This window comes from Schlesneria paludicola DSM 18645 (assembly GCF_000255655.1).
GTDB lineage: Bacteria > Planctomycetota > Planctomycetia > Planctomycetales > Planctomycetaceae > Schlesneria > Schlesneria paludicola.
Genome location: NZ_JH636438.1, coordinates 19,877 through 37,626 on the forward strand (window position 1 = coordinate 19,877; position 17,750 = coordinate 37,626).

General features: G+C 56.2%; 15 protein-coding genes. 9 read left to right on the forward strand and 6 right to left on the reverse strand.

The window, feature by feature from the left end; all coding sequences use genetic code 11:
* The first annotated feature begins 330 nt into the window (after positions 1–330).
* From sucC to OSO_RS0139915, 4 genes are all read left to right on the forward strand, one after another.
* On the forward strand, positions 331–1,518 hold the full coding sequence (gene sucC / locus OSO_RS0139900) for an ADP-forming succinate--CoA ligase subunit beta (protein WP_010588289.1): 1,188 nt from the start codon (positions 331–333) through the stop codon (positions 1,516–1,518).
* Positions 1,519–1,601: 83 nt separating this feature from the next.
* On the forward strand, positions 1,602–2,501 hold the full coding sequence (sucD, locus tag OSO_RS0139905) for a succinate--CoA ligase subunit alpha (protein WP_010588290.1): 900 nt from the start codon (positions 1,602–1,604) through the stop codon (positions 2,499–2,501).
* A gap of 38 nt (positions 2,502–2,539) precedes the next feature.
* Entirely contained in the window at positions 2,540–4,258 is a 1,719-nt protein-coding gene (locus OSO_RS0139910; RefSeq protein WP_010588291.1) for a HEAT repeat domain-containing protein, read from the forward strand.
* 71 nt (positions 4,259–4,329) lie between these two features.
* A complete protein-coding gene (locus OSO_RS0139915) occupies positions 4,330–5,214 on the forward strand; it encodes a hypothetical protein (protein ID WP_010588292.1) in 885 nt (294 codons plus the stop codon).
* 123 nt (positions 5,215–5,337) lie between these two features.
* On the opposite strand, the gene OSO_RS0139920 is transcribed toward OSO_RS0139915, so the two are convergent.
* From OSO_RS0139920 to OSO_RS46965, 3 genes are all read right to left on the reverse strand, one after another.
* Positions 5,338–6,624, reverse strand: a complete 1,287-nt coding sequence (locus OSO_RS0139920) for a M20 family metallopeptidase (protein WP_237729400.1) — start codon at positions 6,622–6,624, stop codon at positions 5,338–5,340.
* Positions 6,625–6,685: 61 nt separating this feature from the next.
* On the reverse strand, positions 6,686–8,164 hold the full coding sequence (locus OSO_RS0139925; protein ID WP_010588294.1) for an aldehyde dehydrogenase family protein: 1,479 nt from the start codon (positions 8,162–8,164) through the stop codon (positions 6,686–6,688).
* Positions 8,165–8,279: 115 nt separating this feature from the next.
* Positions 8,280–9,167 (reverse strand): alpha/beta hydrolase, encoded by an 888-nt coding sequence (locus tag OSO_RS46965; RefSeq protein ID WP_010588295.1) that lies wholly within the window; start codon positions 9,165–9,167, stop codon positions 8,280–8,282.
* A gap of 177 nt (positions 9,168–9,344) precedes the next feature.
* On the opposite strand from OSO_RS46965, the gene trmB reads away from it, so the two are divergent.
* From trmB to OSO_RS46970, 5 genes are all read left to right on the forward strand, one after another.
* Complete coding sequence (trmB, locus tag OSO_RS0139935; RefSeq protein ID WP_010588296.1) at positions 9,345–10,133, forward strand: tRNA (guanine(46)-N(7))-methyltransferase TrmB; 789 nt, start codon at positions 9,345–9,347, stop codon at positions 10,131–10,133.
* Between the two features lie 360 nt (positions 10,134–10,493).
* Positions 10,494–11,618, forward strand: a complete 1,125-nt coding sequence (locus tag OSO_RS0139945; RefSeq protein ID WP_157606235.1) for a hypothetical protein — start codon at positions 10,494–10,496, stop codon at positions 11,616–11,618.
* A 436-nt stretch (positions 11,619–12,054) separates the two neighbouring features.
* Positions 12,055–13,065 (forward strand): polysaccharide deacetylase family protein, encoded by a 1,011-nt coding sequence (locus tag OSO_RS0139950; protein ID WP_040594026.1) that lies wholly within the window; start codon positions 12,055–12,057, stop codon positions 13,063–13,065.
* A gap of 246 nt (positions 13,066–13,311) precedes the next feature.
* Positions 13,312–13,791, forward strand: a complete 480-nt coding sequence (locus tag OSO_RS0139955) for an SET domain-containing protein (RefSeq protein WP_237729401.1) — start codon at positions 13,312–13,314, stop codon at positions 13,789–13,791.
* Between the two features lie 163 nt (positions 13,792–13,954).
* Positions 13,955–14,890 carry an alpha/beta hydrolase family protein gene (locus OSO_RS46970; RefSeq protein WP_010588300.1) on the forward strand — a complete coding sequence of 312 codons (936 nt, stop codon included), beginning with the start codon at positions 13,955–13,957 and terminating at the stop codon, positions 14,888–14,890.
* A gap of 44 nt (positions 14,891–14,934) precedes the next feature.
* Here the strand turns inward: OSO_RS46970 and OSO_RS49235 are convergent, their stop codons facing one another.
* The 3 genes from OSO_RS49235 to OSO_RS0139980 form a co-directional block, all read right to left on the reverse strand.
* Positions 14,935–16,074 (reverse strand): class I SAM-dependent methyltransferase, encoded by a 1,140-nt coding sequence (locus tag OSO_RS49235; RefSeq protein WP_010588301.1) that lies wholly within the window; start codon positions 16,072–16,074, stop codon positions 14,935–14,937.
* Between the two features lie 110 nt (positions 16,075–16,184).
* Complete coding sequence (locus tag OSO_RS0139975) at positions 16,185–17,414, reverse strand: class I SAM-dependent rRNA methyltransferase (protein WP_010588302.1); 1,230 nt, start codon at positions 17,412–17,414, stop codon at positions 16,185–16,187.
* A gap of 39 nt (positions 17,415–17,453) precedes the next feature.
* Entirely contained in the window at positions 17,454–17,750 is a 297-nt protein-coding gene (locus OSO_RS0139980; RefSeq protein WP_010588303.1) for a hypothetical protein, read from the reverse strand.

Here is a 17,750-nt window from a genome sequence, read left to right on the forward strand (position 1 = left end):
CTCGCACTGGCAAGCTGAGGGGTCGGCAGTCCAAGCGTGCCATTTTGATGCTTCGACCTGAACGAAGTGCGTGTGATTTTTTCGAGGTGACATCTGCGAGTTGAATTTCCCGCGACAAAGACGTTTCAACAGGGATCGCAGCGGTCGGTGTGCGCGGATGAACTGACCCAACAATCAACCCGGATTTCTTTCGGATGACCGTAGCGCATCCGATAGAAGTCCTGCGATCAGTTCGTGGAACAATCCAGGGTGACCAGTTATCATTTAGGACCGAATCGGCTGGTGCGCGCGAGCTGGAATTTGAGTGTTGCCGTCTCTACAGGATCCACGATGAAAATTCATGAGTATCAAGCCAAGCAATTGTTGGCAGCCGCTGGGGTTACGGTTCCGAAAGGAATCGTCGCACACACGGCAGAAGAGGCCTTTGCCGCCTATCAAAAGTTGGGGGGTGAAGTCGCTGTGGTCAAATCGCAGATCCACGCGGGCGGTCGCGGAAAAGGAACGTTCAAACAGCACCCAGAACAACGTGGTGTGGTCGTCATCAAGTCGGCCGAAGCGGCCAAGGATAATGCTGCACGCATGCTGACCAGCACCTTGGTCACGCTGCAAACGGGTGCCGAAGGGAAAGTGGTCAGCACGCTGCTGATCGAAGAAGGTTTGAAGATCGCCCGCGAACTCTATTTGGGTGTCGTCGTCGACCGTGAATCGGGAGGCCCCATCCTGATCGCTTCGACGGAAGGCGGGATGGACATCGAAGTCGTTGCCCACAAGACACCGGAAAAGATCCTGCGCGAGCCGTTCGATGTTGAAGCCGGGCTCCGGGGGTATCAGGCACGCAACGTTGCCTACCGACTCGGGCTGGAAGGCGTCTCTGTCCGCGCGGCGGAAAAGTTGCTACGTCAACTTTGTCAGTTTTTCATCGACTATGACTGCAGCATGGTTGAGATCAACCCGCTGGTCGTGACGGCCGCTGGCGATCTCGTTGTCGGCGATGCAAAAGTGACGTTTGACGACAATGCGTTGTTCCGCCATCAAGATCTGCTGCCACTGCGCGATTTGACTGAAGAAGAGCCAATGGAAGTTCAGGCTCAGGCGGCGGGGCTCAGCTACGTGAAACTCGACGGAAACCTGGGTTGTCTCGTGAATGGTGCTGGCTTGGCCATGAGTACCATGGACATCATCAAATATCACGGTGGGGCACCGGCCAATTTTCTGGACGTCGGCGGCGGGGCGAATGTCGAACAAGTCACGGAAGCGTTCCGAATTATTCTTGCCGACCCCAATGTCAAAGGGATTCTCGTCAACATCTTCGGTGGCATCATGAAGTGTGATACCATCGTGACGGCCTTGTTGACCGCATACGACAAAATTGGCATTACCGTTCCGCTGGTGGTCCGACTGGAAGGAACGAATGTGGAACTGGCTCGCAAGATGTTGGCGGACAGCGGCAAACCGATCACTGTCGGAACCGATCTGACAGACGCTGCCAAGAAGGCCGTGAAATCACTCGGTGCCTGATTGTTCGCGGGACCGTTCCCCAACACGTTCGATTCGTGCTCGACATTCTCACTGTTACCCTCGAAAGCCAATAAGCGACCACCATGAGCATTCTTGTCGATAAGCATACGAAGATTATTTGCCAGGGCATTACTGGAAAGTCCGGCCTGTTCCACTCGCAACAATGCCGTGCCTACGCCAAAGAGCATCGTCCCGGCGAGGATGTGTTCGTGGGTGGTTGCACGCCTGGAAAAGGCGGTACAGAAATCGACGGCTTCCCGGTCTTCAATACCGTGGAAGAGGCCGTCAAAAAGACCGGAGCGAACTGTTCGCTCATTTTCGTTCCACCTCCGTTTGCGGCCGACGCGATTCTCGAAGCGGCCGATGCGGGGATCGGACTGATCGTTTGTATTACGGAAGGAATTCCTGTTCTCGACATGGCTCGCGTGAAGCGTGCCATGGTCACGAGCAAGAGTCGTTTGATCGGCCCGAACTGCCCTGGAATCATCACGCCCGGCGTTGCAAAAATTGGGATCATGCCCGGCTACATTCACAAAATCGGCAGCGTGGGCCTGATCAGCAAGAGTGGCACGCTGACCTATGAAGCCGCATGGCAGCTTGGAAATATTGGGATGGGTCAATCGACCGCCGTGGGGATTGGCGGCGATCCGATTATCGGAACCATGTATATCGACCTGCTCAAGATGTTTCAGGACGATCCCAAGACCGAGTCGCTGTTAATGATTGGGGAAATTGGTGGTGATGCGGAAATCCAGGCCGCAGAATACATCAAAGCCCATGTCACCAAACCAGTGGCGGCATTCATCGCTGGTGCAACCGCTCCTCCTGGAAAACGCATGGGACACGCGGGTGCGATTATTTCAGGCGGAAGCGGAACCGCGGCCGAGAAGCAAGCTGCCCTCGAGGCGGCAGGAGTCGTTGTTGCGAAGAGCCCTGCCGACATGGGTGCGGCTGTGAAGACTGCGATCGATCGTCGAAAGTAAACAACCCTTTCGACGGGAATCCATGGACTCGTCCTCAAATGTCGTCGTCCACTCGTTGGGTCTGCCTGCTGTTGATCTCTGTCAGTGGCATCGAATTCTGGATGCTCGGCGGCACTGTTGTTGCCGCCGAGAAGTCCAAGATTCAAGCTGCGATCAAGAAGGGGCAGGATTTCCTGCTGAAACAGCAGCTTTCAGGCGCTCATGGAACGATCGCGGGGCTGGCGTACATCAAGTCGGGCGGAGACAAAACGGCGCCGGCCCTTCAGCGGCTCGCGCAAGACATTCTTGGGAAAATCAAGGAAAGCACGTACAAGCCCAGTTATCAGCATAACTACGAGGCGGGTGTCGACCTGATGTTTCTTGAGGCATTCGATGCAGAAAAGTTTCGACCTCAGCTCGAAGCGATTTCTGCGCATCTTCTCTACACGCAGTTGCCGAACGGCGCGTGGTATTACCCGAACCCCACCGAGCCGGATGCGGGCGACACGAGTATCACCCAGTACGCTGTCATGGGTTTGTGGGCGGCGGCTCGCGCGGGTGTCGAGATTCCTGTTGATGCATGGGAGCGGTGTGCCAAGTGGCACATTGCAAAACAACGAGCCGATGGTGGTTTTTGTTACCATCCGTTCGAGGAACACTCCGCCGCGAGTTTCCAGCACAACCAAAGCATCGGAACGATGACGGCTGCAGGTGCCAGCAACTTGTTGATCATCCGTCGAATGCTGTTCGGCGACACCGATTTGGATGCCGAATTGCGGCCCCCCGAGGTCAAACGCCGCTTTGGGGTGCTCGAGAAATTCACGGAAGAGAAACGCATCGCACCAAAAGCGCAAGTAACGATCCGTGTCGCATCGATCGATAAGGTTGTCAAAGAGAGCGTGCAGTGGACGTCACTGCATCTGGGAGACAACGGCCGAGATCGCGCCAGTTGGTTGCTTTACTACATGTATTCGATCGAACGTGTTGCGGCCCTGATGGACGTCGATAAACTCGGCACGCATGATTGGTACGAAGAGGGGGCCGACGATTTGCTACTCAAGCAGGCCGCCGATGGAAGTTGGACAGATGGCTGCGGCCCCACCGCCTCAACCGCACTTGGACTCATGTTCTTGTCAAAGGCGACGACCTCGATCATCGCGCCCAAAGCTCGAGTCAAGTTGCTGGGCGGTGGTTTGCAGGCCGGTGGGCGCGGGCTACCAGAGAATCTGGATGCCGTTCAGGTCAAAGATGGGGCCGTCGTCTCGCGGAAGATTGTAGGGCCCGTCGACGACCTGCTCAGTGAACTTGAACGGTCGTCTGATGCGAAGGTGGAAGACATCCAGGCCGCAGTCGTGGATGCCGTGCAGCTTGATCATCCCGAAGAACTGATAGGTCAGATTGCTCGCTTGCGGAAGCTGGCGACGGATTCGCGAGTGGAAGTGCGTCGAACGGCGTACTGGGCGCTTGGGCGATCTGGTGATGTTTCGGCCGCACGCGTATTGATTCAAGGGCTGATGGACTCTGATCTGGACGCCGTCCGCGAAGCGAGCATCGGGTTGTGCATTCTCAGTCGACGGCCCGAAGGGGTTGGAAAGCCCATCGATCCAACGGATGACGTCGAAATGGGGCAGAAAGACGGAGCGACCGACGAGGAACGGCTGGCAGTCATCGCGGCCTGGAAGTCGGAATCCAAGAAACGCTGGACTGACTGGTACCAGAAGAACCGCAACTATGACGAGCGTGACGATCGGAATAGCTTAAAACGGTCGACGAAATAGAGTGGCGTTCATGCCACGTGTTGTGATGTGGTCCGCTTCCAGAATCGACACCCTGCCTTGAAAGCGAAATCATGTCGAGTCGACCACCCGTTCCTGTCATGCGCGTGACGCTTTACGAATGGGTCAGCTCCTGGGCGATCTCGTTGTTCATCGGGATTCTCCTGACCTGCTCGATGGTGGTTGTGGTTTGGATGACAAATCGCCTGCCGAAACCGCCCGAGGCCATTCCTGTCGAACTGGTAGAATTGCCGGGTGGGGCCGAAGACGGATCGCCGGATGAAACTCTGCGTGTTGATTCGCCAGAACCAGAAACGCGCGATGCCTCACCTGCGGACGTGGCGGACGATCAAACGGAAATCGCCGAGGCGGTCGAAGCGGTTGTCGAAATGTCGGAGGCCGCGACACAGCAGGTTCAGCAACAGTTCGAAACGGGTATCCAGAATACAGGCAAGGTTGGGCGCGCTACGGGGACCGGACGACGAGGTTTGGGTGTCGGACCTGGCACGGGAGGAATGCCACGAGAGCAGCGTTGGTTCGTCAAGTTCGGTGATCGAACGGCGGTGAATGAATACGCCAGGCAATTGGAGTTCTTTGGAATCGAAGTGGGGGCACTACTCCCCGATGGTCGTCTCGCCTATCTTTCAAAACCAACCGCCAACGTGCCTGATGTTCGCTATTCCAAGAGCGGCAGTGGCGAAAATCGGCTGTACATGACATGGCAGGGTGGCGAACGGCGCGTGGCAGACGTTCAGCTTTTTGCGAAGGCTAACGTTCCCATCCAAGCCGACACGCTGATCTTTCACTTTTATCCCAAGAACACCGAGAACATGCTCGCACAGTTGGAACTGAGCTATCGTGGGCGAACCGTCAATCAGATCCGTCGAACATACTTTGCCGTTGAACCCGATGGGTTGGGGTACAAGTTCTCTGTCTATCGTCAGATTTTCTTTCAGTGAACGCTTGGGCGCGCCGCGTTATCAATTCTCAGCCAGTTGTCTGCTTACTGTTCTTTGAATAACCTGCGATTGGCTGACCGCTCCGAGCGCTTGGCGTCAGCCGCAGAAATTCTGCGATGTCACTCATTCTGCGGTGTTTCGAATACAGAACTGATAATAGATCTCGGCGGCCTGATGCAGTTGCGCGATCTCGATCCATTCATCCTTCGTGTGTGCCTGCGCAATATTGCCGGGACCGAACACGACCGACGGAACGCCATTCATCGCGAACCGTGATGCGTGCGTCCCATAGGGAACGCCCAGCACGGTCTTGGGGCCGACGACGGACGTGATGGATTCCATGAGTTCCTTGGCCAATGCCCCGTTGGCACCATCTCCCAGGGGGGGACTGGCGCAGTAAGGCGCATCGTGCAGGACTTCAAAGTCGAGCTGTTTACGCAGGTGTGCGGCCAGTTCTTCGATCACACCATATTGATCTTCGCCGGGGATCACGCGGCGATCAACTTCGATGCTGCAATGGTCCGGAACCACGTTGACGCTGCTTCCGCCTTCGATCCGTCCGACGCTGAGCGTCGCTGGACCACACAGCGGATGGGCAGGACGTGAACCCGGCAGCCACCGTGCGTACTCTTCCAGGCAACTGACGACACGTGCCATCCGGTAGATGGCGTTGATGCCTTCATTGGGGCGCGAGCTGTGGCAGGCTCCCCCTGCCGTATGTAATTTCCAGCGCGAGGCACCACGATGGGCAACCACGATGTCGAGTTCCGTCGGTTCGGCGATGATCGCGACATCGGGACGCGTGGGACACAGTCGATAGGCGGGCGACTTATTGGACCAGCTTCCCGTTAAGGCATTCACGCCCAGGCTGGTCGATTCCTCGTCGCACGTCAGCGACAACACCACATTCGGCATGCGTGCGGGCCGTTCTTCGGCCAGTCGCGTGAATGCGAACAGCATCGCCGCCATGCCGCCTTTCACATCGCACGATCCGCGGCCGTACAGACGCCCGTCTTGCTCAACGGGATCGAATGGCGGGATCGTCATGCCATCCACGGGAACCGTATCTTGATGTGCATCGAGCAAAACCGTTCGGTTCGAATCGCGAGAATCAATTCGGGCAATGATATTGGATCGGCCCGGAGCGACTTCGATGGATTCGAACGGGATCGCCCGCGCGTTGAGGTACTGACAAAGATACTCAGTGACACGTGTTTCGAAGAATTCGGGACCAGAGACGTCGCGCCCCATCGGATTCACGCTCGGGATGGCGACAAGGTCTTTCAAGATTGCCAGTGGGCTGGTCATGGGTGGGCTTCCGTAGACGATCGGCGAAACGGCAGGCAGCAGTAGCGGTAGTCGTACCAGCAGGCTATCGACATCCCGCTCAGAGCTCCAGTGGTCAAACAAAAACCGCCTCGAGAATCGCGTCTCGAGGCGGTTTTCAATGAAATTTCAGATGGATTTGGTCTTACGACAGAGCCACCGTGACGGTCTTCGTTTCGGTGTAGTGATCCAGCGCCGCTTCCCCGTTTTCGCGTCCTTGCCCTGACATCTTGAATCCGCCGAACGGTGTCGTTGTGTCAACGATGTGATAGCAGTTCACCCAAACAGTTCCGGCTTTTACGTTCTTGGCATACCAATGTGCCTTGTCGATATTCTTCGTCCAGATCGCAGCCGCCAGACCGTAGGTCGTGTTGTTCGCTCGTTCGATCATGTCTTCGGCGTCTTTGAACGAGAGCACGCTGACCACGGGGCCAAAGATTTCGTCCGTGGCGATCGACATGTTGTCCTTCACATTGTCGAAGATTGTCGGTTCGACAAAGTAACCTTTGCCGTCTCCCGCTCGCTTGCCGCCGCACACCAGTTTCGCACCCTGCTTCTGGCCTTGATCGACATAACCCAGAATCTTGTCGAGTTGTTCCTGAGAAACCTGCGGGCCTTGCTCGGTTTTTTCATCGAGCTGGTTACCGACGCGTCGCTGACGTGCTCTATCCGCCAGTCGCGACACGAACTCTTCGCGGATCTTTTCTTCAACGAAAAGTCGGCTGCCGGCCGTGCAGCACTGTCCACCGTGGAAATAGATTGCATGGAAGGCACCGGCGACGGCTTGTTCCATGTCGCAGTCGGCGAAGACGACGTTCGGGCTCTTCCCGCCCAGTTCAAACGTCGTTCGCTTCAGTGTGTCGGCGGCGCGTTTCGTAATGATCTTGGCGGTGTCGACGTGACCCGTGAAGGCGATCTTGTCGATACCAGGATGGGTCACCATTGCATCGCCCGTGGTCTCGCCCATGCCATTCAGCATATTAATGACGCCTGCGGGGAATCCCGCTTCCTGTGCCAGCTCGCACAGTCGCAAGGCGGTCAGCGGAGTCTGTTCCGCCGCCTTCATCACGATCGCGTTTCCGCATGCCAGCGCAGGTCCCCATTTCCACGCGGCCATCAGCAACGGGAAGTTCCAGGGAATGATCTGGCCGACAACGCCCACCGGCTGTCGCAACGTGTAAGACAGAAAGTTGCCCCGTACCGGGACCGTCTTTCCCTCGATCTTGTCCGCCCAACCTGCGTAGTAACGGATGCAGTTGATGACGCCACCCAGGTCTCCGCGAGAATCGGTGATCGTCTTTCCACAGTTCAGCGATTCAAGACGAGCCAGTTCTTCGGAATGGGTCTCCAAGAGGTCGGCCAGTTTGAACATCAGCTTGCCGCGATCGGCCGCATCCATCCGTCCCCAGGGACCTTTGTCGAGTGCTTTGCGAGCCGCTTTGACGGCGGAATCGACATCTTGCTTTGTGGCATGAGCCACCTTTGCGATGACTTCACCGTTCGCGGGGTTGTACGTTTCAAACGTGCCGCCGTCAGATGCGTCACACCATTCGTTGTTGATGAAGAGTTTCGTTTTTCCTGCGAATTTCGTCGCGGTCGGAGGGGTGGCGAGCGTGGCGGTCATAGTGTCCTTTCTGGAGACAGTCGCGAACAGAACGGGCCCGAGGGACATCCCGTATCGTAGCCTGCTGCAACAGGCGACTCAACTCGTTGAAATCCCAACCGATCACCGCGTCAGTTCACGGCGTCAATTTCATTTCCGCCAACCAGGCCAAAGATTGATTCTGCCAGGCGTCCCACATCGGTCCTTTGTATCCATTCAGTCCATGCCCGCCTGAGGGCAGCTCCAGCAGTCGACCTGGAACATCGTGCGCTTTCAACGCTTCATAGAACAACCGGCTGTTGTCAATCACGACGGCCGAGTCATCGAGCGCGTGCGCCAGGAACGTGGGGGGCGTCTTGTCGGAGACCTGACGTTCATTTGAGAAGAGCTCGACCATTTTGGCAGAAGGTTCCCCGCCCAGCAGATTCTTCCGTGATCCTTGGTGAGTCTTTTCTCCCATTGTAATCACAGGGTAGATCAAAATGGCAAAGTCCGGTCGGCAACTGATGCGATCGATCGGGTTGGCGGACTGTGCATTGCCGAGATCAAAGTGCGTGGCGGTCGTCGATGCCAGATGCCCGCCTGCCGAAAAACCGATCACGCCAATTTTAGCAGGATTAATCTTCCAATCGGCGGCATTCAACCGCGTGTATCGAATCGCCCGCTGTGCATCCAACAGCGGCACGAACGTTCGCTGCGCGGGAAGTCGATATTCGACAACCACACCCGTGATGCCGTGCCGATTGAGCCACGCGGCAATGCCATCTCCTTCAGGGACTTTGGCAAGTCCCCCATAGCCACCGCCCGGAAATATCACGATCGCCGTTCCATTCGGTTCGGGCGCGAGATGAACCGAGATGAACGTGTCTGCCGTTTCGAACTGGCCTTCGCCCGTCGGCGCCTGGCCGTTCCAAAGTGGGATTCGCCGAAGATCGGCTTGCTGTGCCGAACAGAAGCTTGGAGACTGGATCAATCCTGTCAAAAACACCAGGCCGATCAATACCTCACGTCGCTGACAAATCATCGCGAATTCCCTGGAGCGTGGCAGGTCCGGATTCGATTCGAGAAGAACGCGAACCGGTTTTAGTGTGGGGGCACCGGCAAGTTACTTTGAAACGACCGGCATTCGCAAATGAACGAGCCCCTATTGTAGACTGTTTACAGACCTTGGATTCACTCGTTCGTTCCGCGGAAATCAATCTTGCCTCACGATAGTCAATTTCAACGTCCGAAACGTCAGATCGAGCGAGAATTCGGCGTTCCGGTTCCCGGCGAAATCGTATCTCCCGATCAATGGACGCAGACGGGCTTAAAGAAACTCCCCCCAGAGGGACCACTCAATTTTGCCGAGATCTTCGGTCGCGTCGCACCGATCATGCTCGATATCGGCTGCGGGAACGGGAGGTCAACCCTGGCTTCGGCCGTGTGGCGATCCGATGTTGACCACCTTTCGTCGGACGTGTTGCCGGTTGTGATTCGTTATGCAACCCGTCGTGCCAATCAACGAGGATTGAAAAATGTCCGGTTCGCGGTGATCGGTGGGCGGGAAATCCTCCAGGACTACATCGCGCCTCAAAGCGTCAACGAGATCCACGTCTATCATCCGCAACCCTACTATGAAGCGGACCAGGTGCATCGGCGTTTGATCACACCGGAATTTATCGCGCTCGTGCATCGGTCTCTCGTGAACGACGGATTGTTTGTACTGCAGACGGACAATCCAGGGTATTGGAAGTACATGCAGCAAATCGTCCCATTGTTTTTTGACTGGACCGTCCATCCTGATCGATGGCCTGATGCTCCCAAGGGACGCACACGCCGCGAAATCATTGCCCTTCGACAGTCGCTGCCGGTCTTTCGTGGAACCGGTCGACCCCGCAACGATATCTCGGCCGCCGACGTCTTGCAGCTTGCAACGACGCTGCCGCCACCGACCTTTGACGCGGATCGAAAACTGCGGGATCTCGACCGCGTCGAACGCGAAGGGTGATTCCGCACACGGACGTGACGACGAAGGAGATTCCTCTGATCCTTCCGAGACTTTGCATCCTCTTGAAAGTCCCCAGTCGACGCTCGTTCGCCAGTAAGCACTGCCTTGGAGCGCGGGGAAACGCACCCGAATCAAACGAATGCCGTGTACGTTGATCCCTGTGTTGTTGTCGCGGAATTCATCGACTTTGGTCGAAGATCTCCCCGAAATCACAAAAAAAGCCGCGAAAAACGGTCTGGCCACATTCAAACTGTTTCGTTAGCATCCCCCGCCCATCGGGACCTGATGCCCGGGGCCGACAGGTAATTGTGTGTCGATCATGGATGACTGACGCCACCGTTCAGGATGAACGCTCCCATCATGCGACAGATTTCTCGATTCCGATTTACGGTGTTCGTGACCTGCGTGACTGCCAGCTTTTCGACTGTGCTTCTGGCACAGAACGGTAAGTCGCCGCAACGTCAATCTTCTCCGCCTGCGACAAGCGGCAAGTCTTCGACGGGGCGGCCATCGTCTGCTCCGCCCAAAGGGGCTGCTGCCGAGGCACCCGCGAAAATTGATCGCAATCTCGTGCGACAAACGGCTGCCACCGACGAATTGCCGCCGGAACTCGAAGAGATTCTTGCGGACTGGGAAGCGCATTCGAAGTCCATCAAGACCTTGCACGGGATTCAATCGCGAAGCGAATTCAATCATGTGTTCGGTGTCGAAAAGGTCACCAAGGGGCCCTTCTTCCTCGAAACACCCGACAAAGGTCGAATCGACATTCTTGCGGTGAAGCTCGGTAAGGGGGCTGTCAGCAACAAGTTGGATAAAGAAAAAAAACCATATAAGCTCGAATCCGGGCAGTCGCAAAAGTGGATCTGCACCGGGGAAGAGATTCTGATCCTCAACGAGGACGAGAAAGACAAGACCTACTCCCGCGAAGCGATTCCCGAGAATCAACGCGGCAAGAACATTATTCACAGCCCATTGCCATTCCTGTTTGGGATGGAAGCAGAAGAAGCCAAACATCGATTCAAACTGCAATTTGATAAAGACAAGACCGACGGGTCCATCAAGAATTCCAAGGATTCCGCGACGCTGTTGGCCTGGCCGAAGATGGAGAAGGATCGACAGAACTACAAGGTCGCACGGATTACGCTGGATAAAACCAAGTATCTGCCAAAGGAAGTGCGTCTCTTGGACGACAGTGGCACCGAAGTTGTGTACACCTTTGAATCTGTCAGCGTCAACACCAAGAATCTGCAAGGGGTGAGAGGGATTTTTGGGATCGAAACCGATCCTTATCATCCAAGCCTCAAAGGCTACGCACTGTACATTCCGCCCGAAGATCCAATCGAGGAACGGGAAAAACGGATGGGGATTCCTGTCCAAAAGTCAGGTCAGAAAGTGAGAATGGCGACACCTGTCGAGCCGAGTGCGCCGCCAACCAAAGATGGAAAACGATCTGCGACAGCACCGCAGAACTCGATCCGGAAATGATCTGACCAAGTCACGTTCACGCGGGAGTGATCCCGCGTGAACTCGTTTTCAGCCCTCAATCTTCTCACCCTGCCGTCTCGTCGCTTTCGATCTTTGCGCGATCAATTCCCAAATCGATCAAAGTGACGCTCTGGTTTCTCGCACGTTCTGTGCGGTATCCTGTCTGTGACGGAGGTACCGAACGTGACGAATGGTTGGTCGGCGTCGGGCGATACTCGCGATTGCGCAGAATCCCCCCTGCCGCTGCGGGGTGTCGCGGAATTGCGACTGGACACGTTGCGAATTGTAACGTAGGTCTTAGTGTGCCAGATCGTATGCGATATACGGGTGCCCGAAGGAGAGTCGCCGAACTGACCGGCCGGACCTTCGATCCCATACGGAATGGCCTTCCTCTATTCCACGGGTCCCCAGAATGAATTGTTTGAAGCGGAAAACTATGCCAGTTCGTCCTTCAAAACGGAACTTCTTAGCACGGGCACTCGACATCACCGGATGTGGTCGAATGTTGCGAGCGGCCTCCACGTGGGAAGGCGTTCTCATTCTCAACTACCATCGGATCGGAAACAGACACGATTCGTTGCTCGATCGGAATCTCTGGAGTGCTTCGGACGAGGATTTCGACGCACAAATCAGGATGGTTGCCAAGAACTTCGATGTCGTGGGACTCGATGACCTGGAAACGGTCATGCACGGTCACAGCGGTCGCCACGTCATGGTGACCTTCGACGATGGTTACCTCGACAACTACACGAACGCGTATCCGATTCTGAAGTCGCACAATGTTCCTGCCACCTTCTTCATCACGACCGGATTCTTGGATGTCCCGAAAGTTCCCTGGTGGGACGAGATTGCATGGATGGTTCGATCCAGTTCGAAAAAGGGGCTCGATGCCAGTTTCTGGACGTCCACCCCGATTGTCTTTGACGAGCCTCACCGTGAAGCCGCGATCAATCGGCTGCTGGCCATCTACAAGAACATGACAGGCGTTGTGACAGACGATTATGTCGAATTCCTGGCCGAGTCACTTGGGACCGGACGGTGTCCTCATCAAATTGCTCGGGAACTATGGATGACCTGGGATATGATCCGCGAGATGAAGCAGAATCGCATGACGTTTGGCGGCCATACCGTCAATCATCCGATCCTTGCCAATCTTTCGGGTGAACAGCAAGACGAAGAGATCGGAAATTGTCGCCGCCGTCTGGTCGAAGAATTAGGTGAACCGATCGACGCTTTCAGCTACCCCGTGGGAGGCGCCCGGAGCTTCAACTCGGACACGCGGAAAGCACTCGTCAAGCATGGGTTCAAATGGGGATTTACTTACCTGGGTGGTTACTGCCACTACGGGGAAACAGACCTTCTTGCCATTCCGCGAACTGCGATTGAGACCGATATTGATTTGTCGATGTTCCGCGCGATCACCACCCTGCCTCAAATCTTCGCTTGACACTTCTCTTCGCCTGGCGACCTTCTTCGTCGGCTTTCCCGCTCTTCACAATTCGTGTTTGACCTCTGATTGAAAACGTGCCGTTTCAATTCGTACGGTGTTGTTTCGCGCTGAAAGTCCGTCCGTCCAACAGTTGACGGCTTGCCGCTTTCGGTTATCGTGACACGACGCTCGCGTATGACTGCAAAGTGTCTTTGCGGGTCATCTCGTACAGGAACTGCGACGGAACGTTCCACGATCGAGTTCGTGAAGGGCCTTAACATGACGTTGATGGATCAGAAATGGGTTCGTGTCGGCAAGGTGACATTCGGCAAGGGGGTCTTCGCCCGGCAAGATATTCCTAAGGGAACGACCATCGGAAAGGTCGATGGTCGTGTGATTGATGATCCGAACTACGCGACCTCGTACTGCATCGATCTGGGCGGTTCGATGTCGCTTGAGCCACAAGCCCCGTTCCGGTTCCTGAATCACTGCTGCACGCCCAATAGTTGTTTGTGCATCCAGGAAGTGTTGTACGACGACGGATCGCCTGCTCCCTCCGAAGTCTATGTCGAAGCAATCGCCGACATTCCGAAGGGGGCCGAACTGACCATCGACTATCAATGGGCCGCGTACGGCGCGATCAAGTGTCTTTGCGGAAGCCCTGCGTGCCGTGGTTGGGTCGTCGCGATCGAAGAGTTGCCGTTGCTGCAAAAGAAAACGAAAAAGGCCAAGCAGGCCTGCTGATTTCACCTCAAGCCGTTTCCTGCGCGATTTCCACTACCGTGTCCTCCGAGTCTCAGTGGCAAGATCTCTTTTCCAAGGTCAAGAAGGTCACCCCTGAGGGCACAAAGAGGGAAAAGGCTGACGTTGGCTCCTGTGTTCGGTGAAATCCGCGGAGGCACTCGGGATGCAGCTCATTCGAAGAATGTGGGTCATCATTCTCGGATTGTTCTTCGCACTGACGACATGTCCGCAGGCTCGGTCCGACGATCAGCCAGACGATGTCCTGGTCATCCGCGAATTGCGGTACCGCGAGGGTGAGAGTAAGAACTGGGCGCTGGACCTGGCTCGACCGAAAGGTGATGTCGCAACATTGCGGCCCGCGATCGTGATCATTCATGGTGGCGGCTGGAAATTTGGCAACAAATCCAGTTTCTCGAAATCGGATTCCCCAGCCCCAGGAAACATCGTCGACTTTGCGCGACTCGGATTTGTCGCCGCGACCATCAATTATCGTCTCTCCACTGAAGCGGTCTGGCCTGCGGCCCTTCATGACTGCAAGAACGCCGTGCGCTATTTGCGAGCCCATGCCAAAGAGCATGGTATCGATCCGACGCGAATCGGTGTCTGGGGGAACTCTGCGGGCGGGCATCTGGCACTGCTTTTGGGGCTGACAGAATCACAGTCCAAATGGGAAGGCGATGGCCCGCACCTGGACCAGTCGAGTTCCGTGCAATCCGTCTTCAGCGACAGCGGTCCGATCGATCTTGTCCATCAGCACCAGCAAGATCAGGTGCGGATGGTCATCGAGGAATTGTTTGGAGGCCCGCCCGAGGGCCCGCGGCTGGATGACTATCGGGCCGCGTCACCCATCAACTACGTCAACGGGAAGTGTCCACCGACCCTGCTCGTCTATGGTGCCGCCGACGAACAAGTGGGCATCGAAACCGCGGATCAGTTCCTGGTTGCGGCAACCCAGGCCGGACATCGCGACATCAGCTACATCCGTCTCGCGAATGTCCGCCATTGCCCTTTCTCGATTCGACGAATTGCGTTTCTGACTCCGATCGTCAACGAGTTCTTCACGCGCACGCTTCGACTTCAGGATGCTCCGAAGCCCTGAGCGTCAGTGGCGGTTGAACTTCATGCCCAGAACGACACGTTCGCTCAATATCGTTCTCGAGGTCGCCGCGGCTCATCGGGATCGACGATCTGCTCTTTGCGCTTTCGACCCGTAACAATCCAATAGTCGTTTGCTTCGGTGACTTCGACGTCGGCGTACCACAGCGGCATTCGTTCCACGAACCAGTTGGGGGTCTTCGTGACGATCAGCACCTTCGCGCGCGGTTTCAGAGCACGGTGAGCCGTGTCGAGAAACAGGTCGGCAATCGCATAGTTCGAAAAATAGGGAGGGTTCGCAAGTGCCAGATCGAATGTATCGGATTCCGGTGATGCTCCCTCGGCATCCAGCACCACGGTGATTCCGGGGGCCTCGTTCCGAGCGATCCCTCGTTCGAGCGATTGAATCGCGCGGGCATTCGAGTCGACGGCATGAACTTTCACGCCCTCGGCGCTGAACGCCGATGCCAGCGATACGGTTCCGGCCCCGCAACCCAGATCCAGGAACTTCATGCCAGGCTTCACCTGCATGGTATTGATCAAGGCTCGGGCACCGGGATCGATGTGCCGATGGCTGAAGACACCGGGGCGACTGTAGGCGTAGATCAGCCGCCCACGATCGCGAAATGCGAATTCACAGTCGAAGTCGCGCACTTTCTTCAGGGGACCCACCTTCGTGGCCAGGTACACGGTTCCTTGTTTACGGATCGGTCGTCGCGTCACCTTCGGAAATAGCTCGCGCAGTTCGCGATGGATCCATTGGTCTTCGTCGTTGTCCGTCGAAACAACCATCCTGCCGCCTTCGACCAGGCGCAGGTAACCCTGCTGCATCAAGTCTCGGGTAAGTTCTGCTTCGCCCCCTTTTTTGAAGGCGAACGCCACAAGATCCGCTTCCTGCTCAGGCAAGTCCGGCTGGCAATGAAACTTCAGGTTCGGTGGCACTTGGCCTTCTTCACTCACGCGAAATTCGGTCTGCGATTTATGGAAGACATCCAGAAACCAGCAGTCGACGGTGGCGTCGGGCTTGTCCTGTGCGTACGCGACGGCAAACTGTGCCCGTCCTGCCGACGTGCAGATGACGCGTGTTCCACTCAATTCCGGAATCACATCGATCAACAGCTTTTCTTGCGGTCGAACGAAAAATGAATGCGGAATCTCTTCTTCAACCTGCTTTTGACGACGTGCCACGCGAAACTCGACTAGTGAGAGTGATTAAGAAATCGGATCGACAAATCAGCGGAATCATTCAGAACCACGAGCCGGCGAACGAGGGGTTGCGCGGGACGACACGATAGGGGTTATAGCACCCGGCCAAGGTAACACTTCAGGTAGTCCGTTTCGAGGCAATGGATCGATGCCGGGTGATCCGCCGCGGCCCCACGGACTTCGATCAGCTGCAGTCGACGATTCGCGTGCAGTGCGGCTTGCCCTAGCATATCAGCGAACATTTCATGTGTGACCTGACCCGAACAACTGCATGTCACAAAGAATCCGCCCGGCCGGATCAAACCCATTGCGAACCGATTCAAGCTGTAATAGCCACGAAGCGCCGCCTCGATCCCCTGACGATTCCGCGCCAGCTTCGGTGGATCGAGAATGATTGTATCGAAAACCTCGCCCCGCTCCTCGAATTCTTCCAGAAGTTTGAACGCATCTTGCTTCACCGTCTGCAAGCAGTCGCCGACCCCGTTCAGTTCGGCGTTGGCGCGGGCTTGCGTGAGCGCCGCTTCTGATGCGTCGACTGCCACCACCTCTGCCGCCCCGCCATTGACCAGGCAATTCAACGAAAATCCACCGGTGTAGCAGCAAACATCCAGGACGCGATGCCCCTTCACAAAGTCCGCAATCCGGCGACGGTTGTCCCGTTGATCCAGAAAGAACCCGGTCTTTTGCCCTTCCGCGACGTCGATTCCGTAGCGGACGCCGTGTTCCTCAATGAACAGCGGCCGCGGTGGTGCCTCGCCCCACAGCAATCCGTCGGCAAGCTCCAGTCCTTCAGCGGCTCGAATCCCCTTTTCCGTTCGAAGCCAGATTCCCTTGGGATTGAGTGCCTCGCGCAGCCGAGTCAGGAGAACCTCTTGACGCTGTGCCAGTGCCCGGCTGGTCAGTTGCACCAGTAACCAGTCGCCATACCGGTCGACGGTCAGGCCAGATAGTCCATCAGCTTCGCTGAAGATCAGCCGACAGGCGGAGGATGAATCTGGGCTGGGAAACAAAACCTTGCGCAGTCCGATTGCCTCGTCGATGCGCGTGCGCCAGAACTCGTCCGTGAGTGGAATCGATTCATCCCACGAATAAAGCCGCACGCAGATGTTGCTGTTCGGGTTAAACAAACCCCAGGCGATAAAGACGCCGTCGTGTGCATGCAGCCGGACAATGTCCCCCGCTGCGGGATCACCGGTAATTCGGCTGACGGCACCGCGGAAGACCCATGGGTGACGACTGAAGAACGGCAATGCCTTGCGAGGCTGAAGGACCACTCGAGGAACAGAATCGGTCAGCAGAGTATCGTTTTTTTGCGTCAGCATTCCAACAATTCCATGATTGCCGTGATGCTGAAACCTGATCTACTCGGCGCGTACTTTCGCCAAGTGGGGGTGGCTGCCAGCGTTCTCAAACAGGTGTTGGTAACCTGCGGCGGTCAAATTTTTCCGGTCTAGTTTCGAAACCCACCACAGCAGTACGGCGACGCTGGTAAAGAGCGTGGTAATCATGCCCAGCATAAACAGGATGCTGATCATATACGCTCGCGGCTCGTTTTCGTCTGTTTCCAAGGCAAATTTACACATGGGACAAGCCCATACGCTCGATGCCTGTGCAAGGAAGACAGATCCCATCGCGATGATGTTCAATGTTCGTTTCAT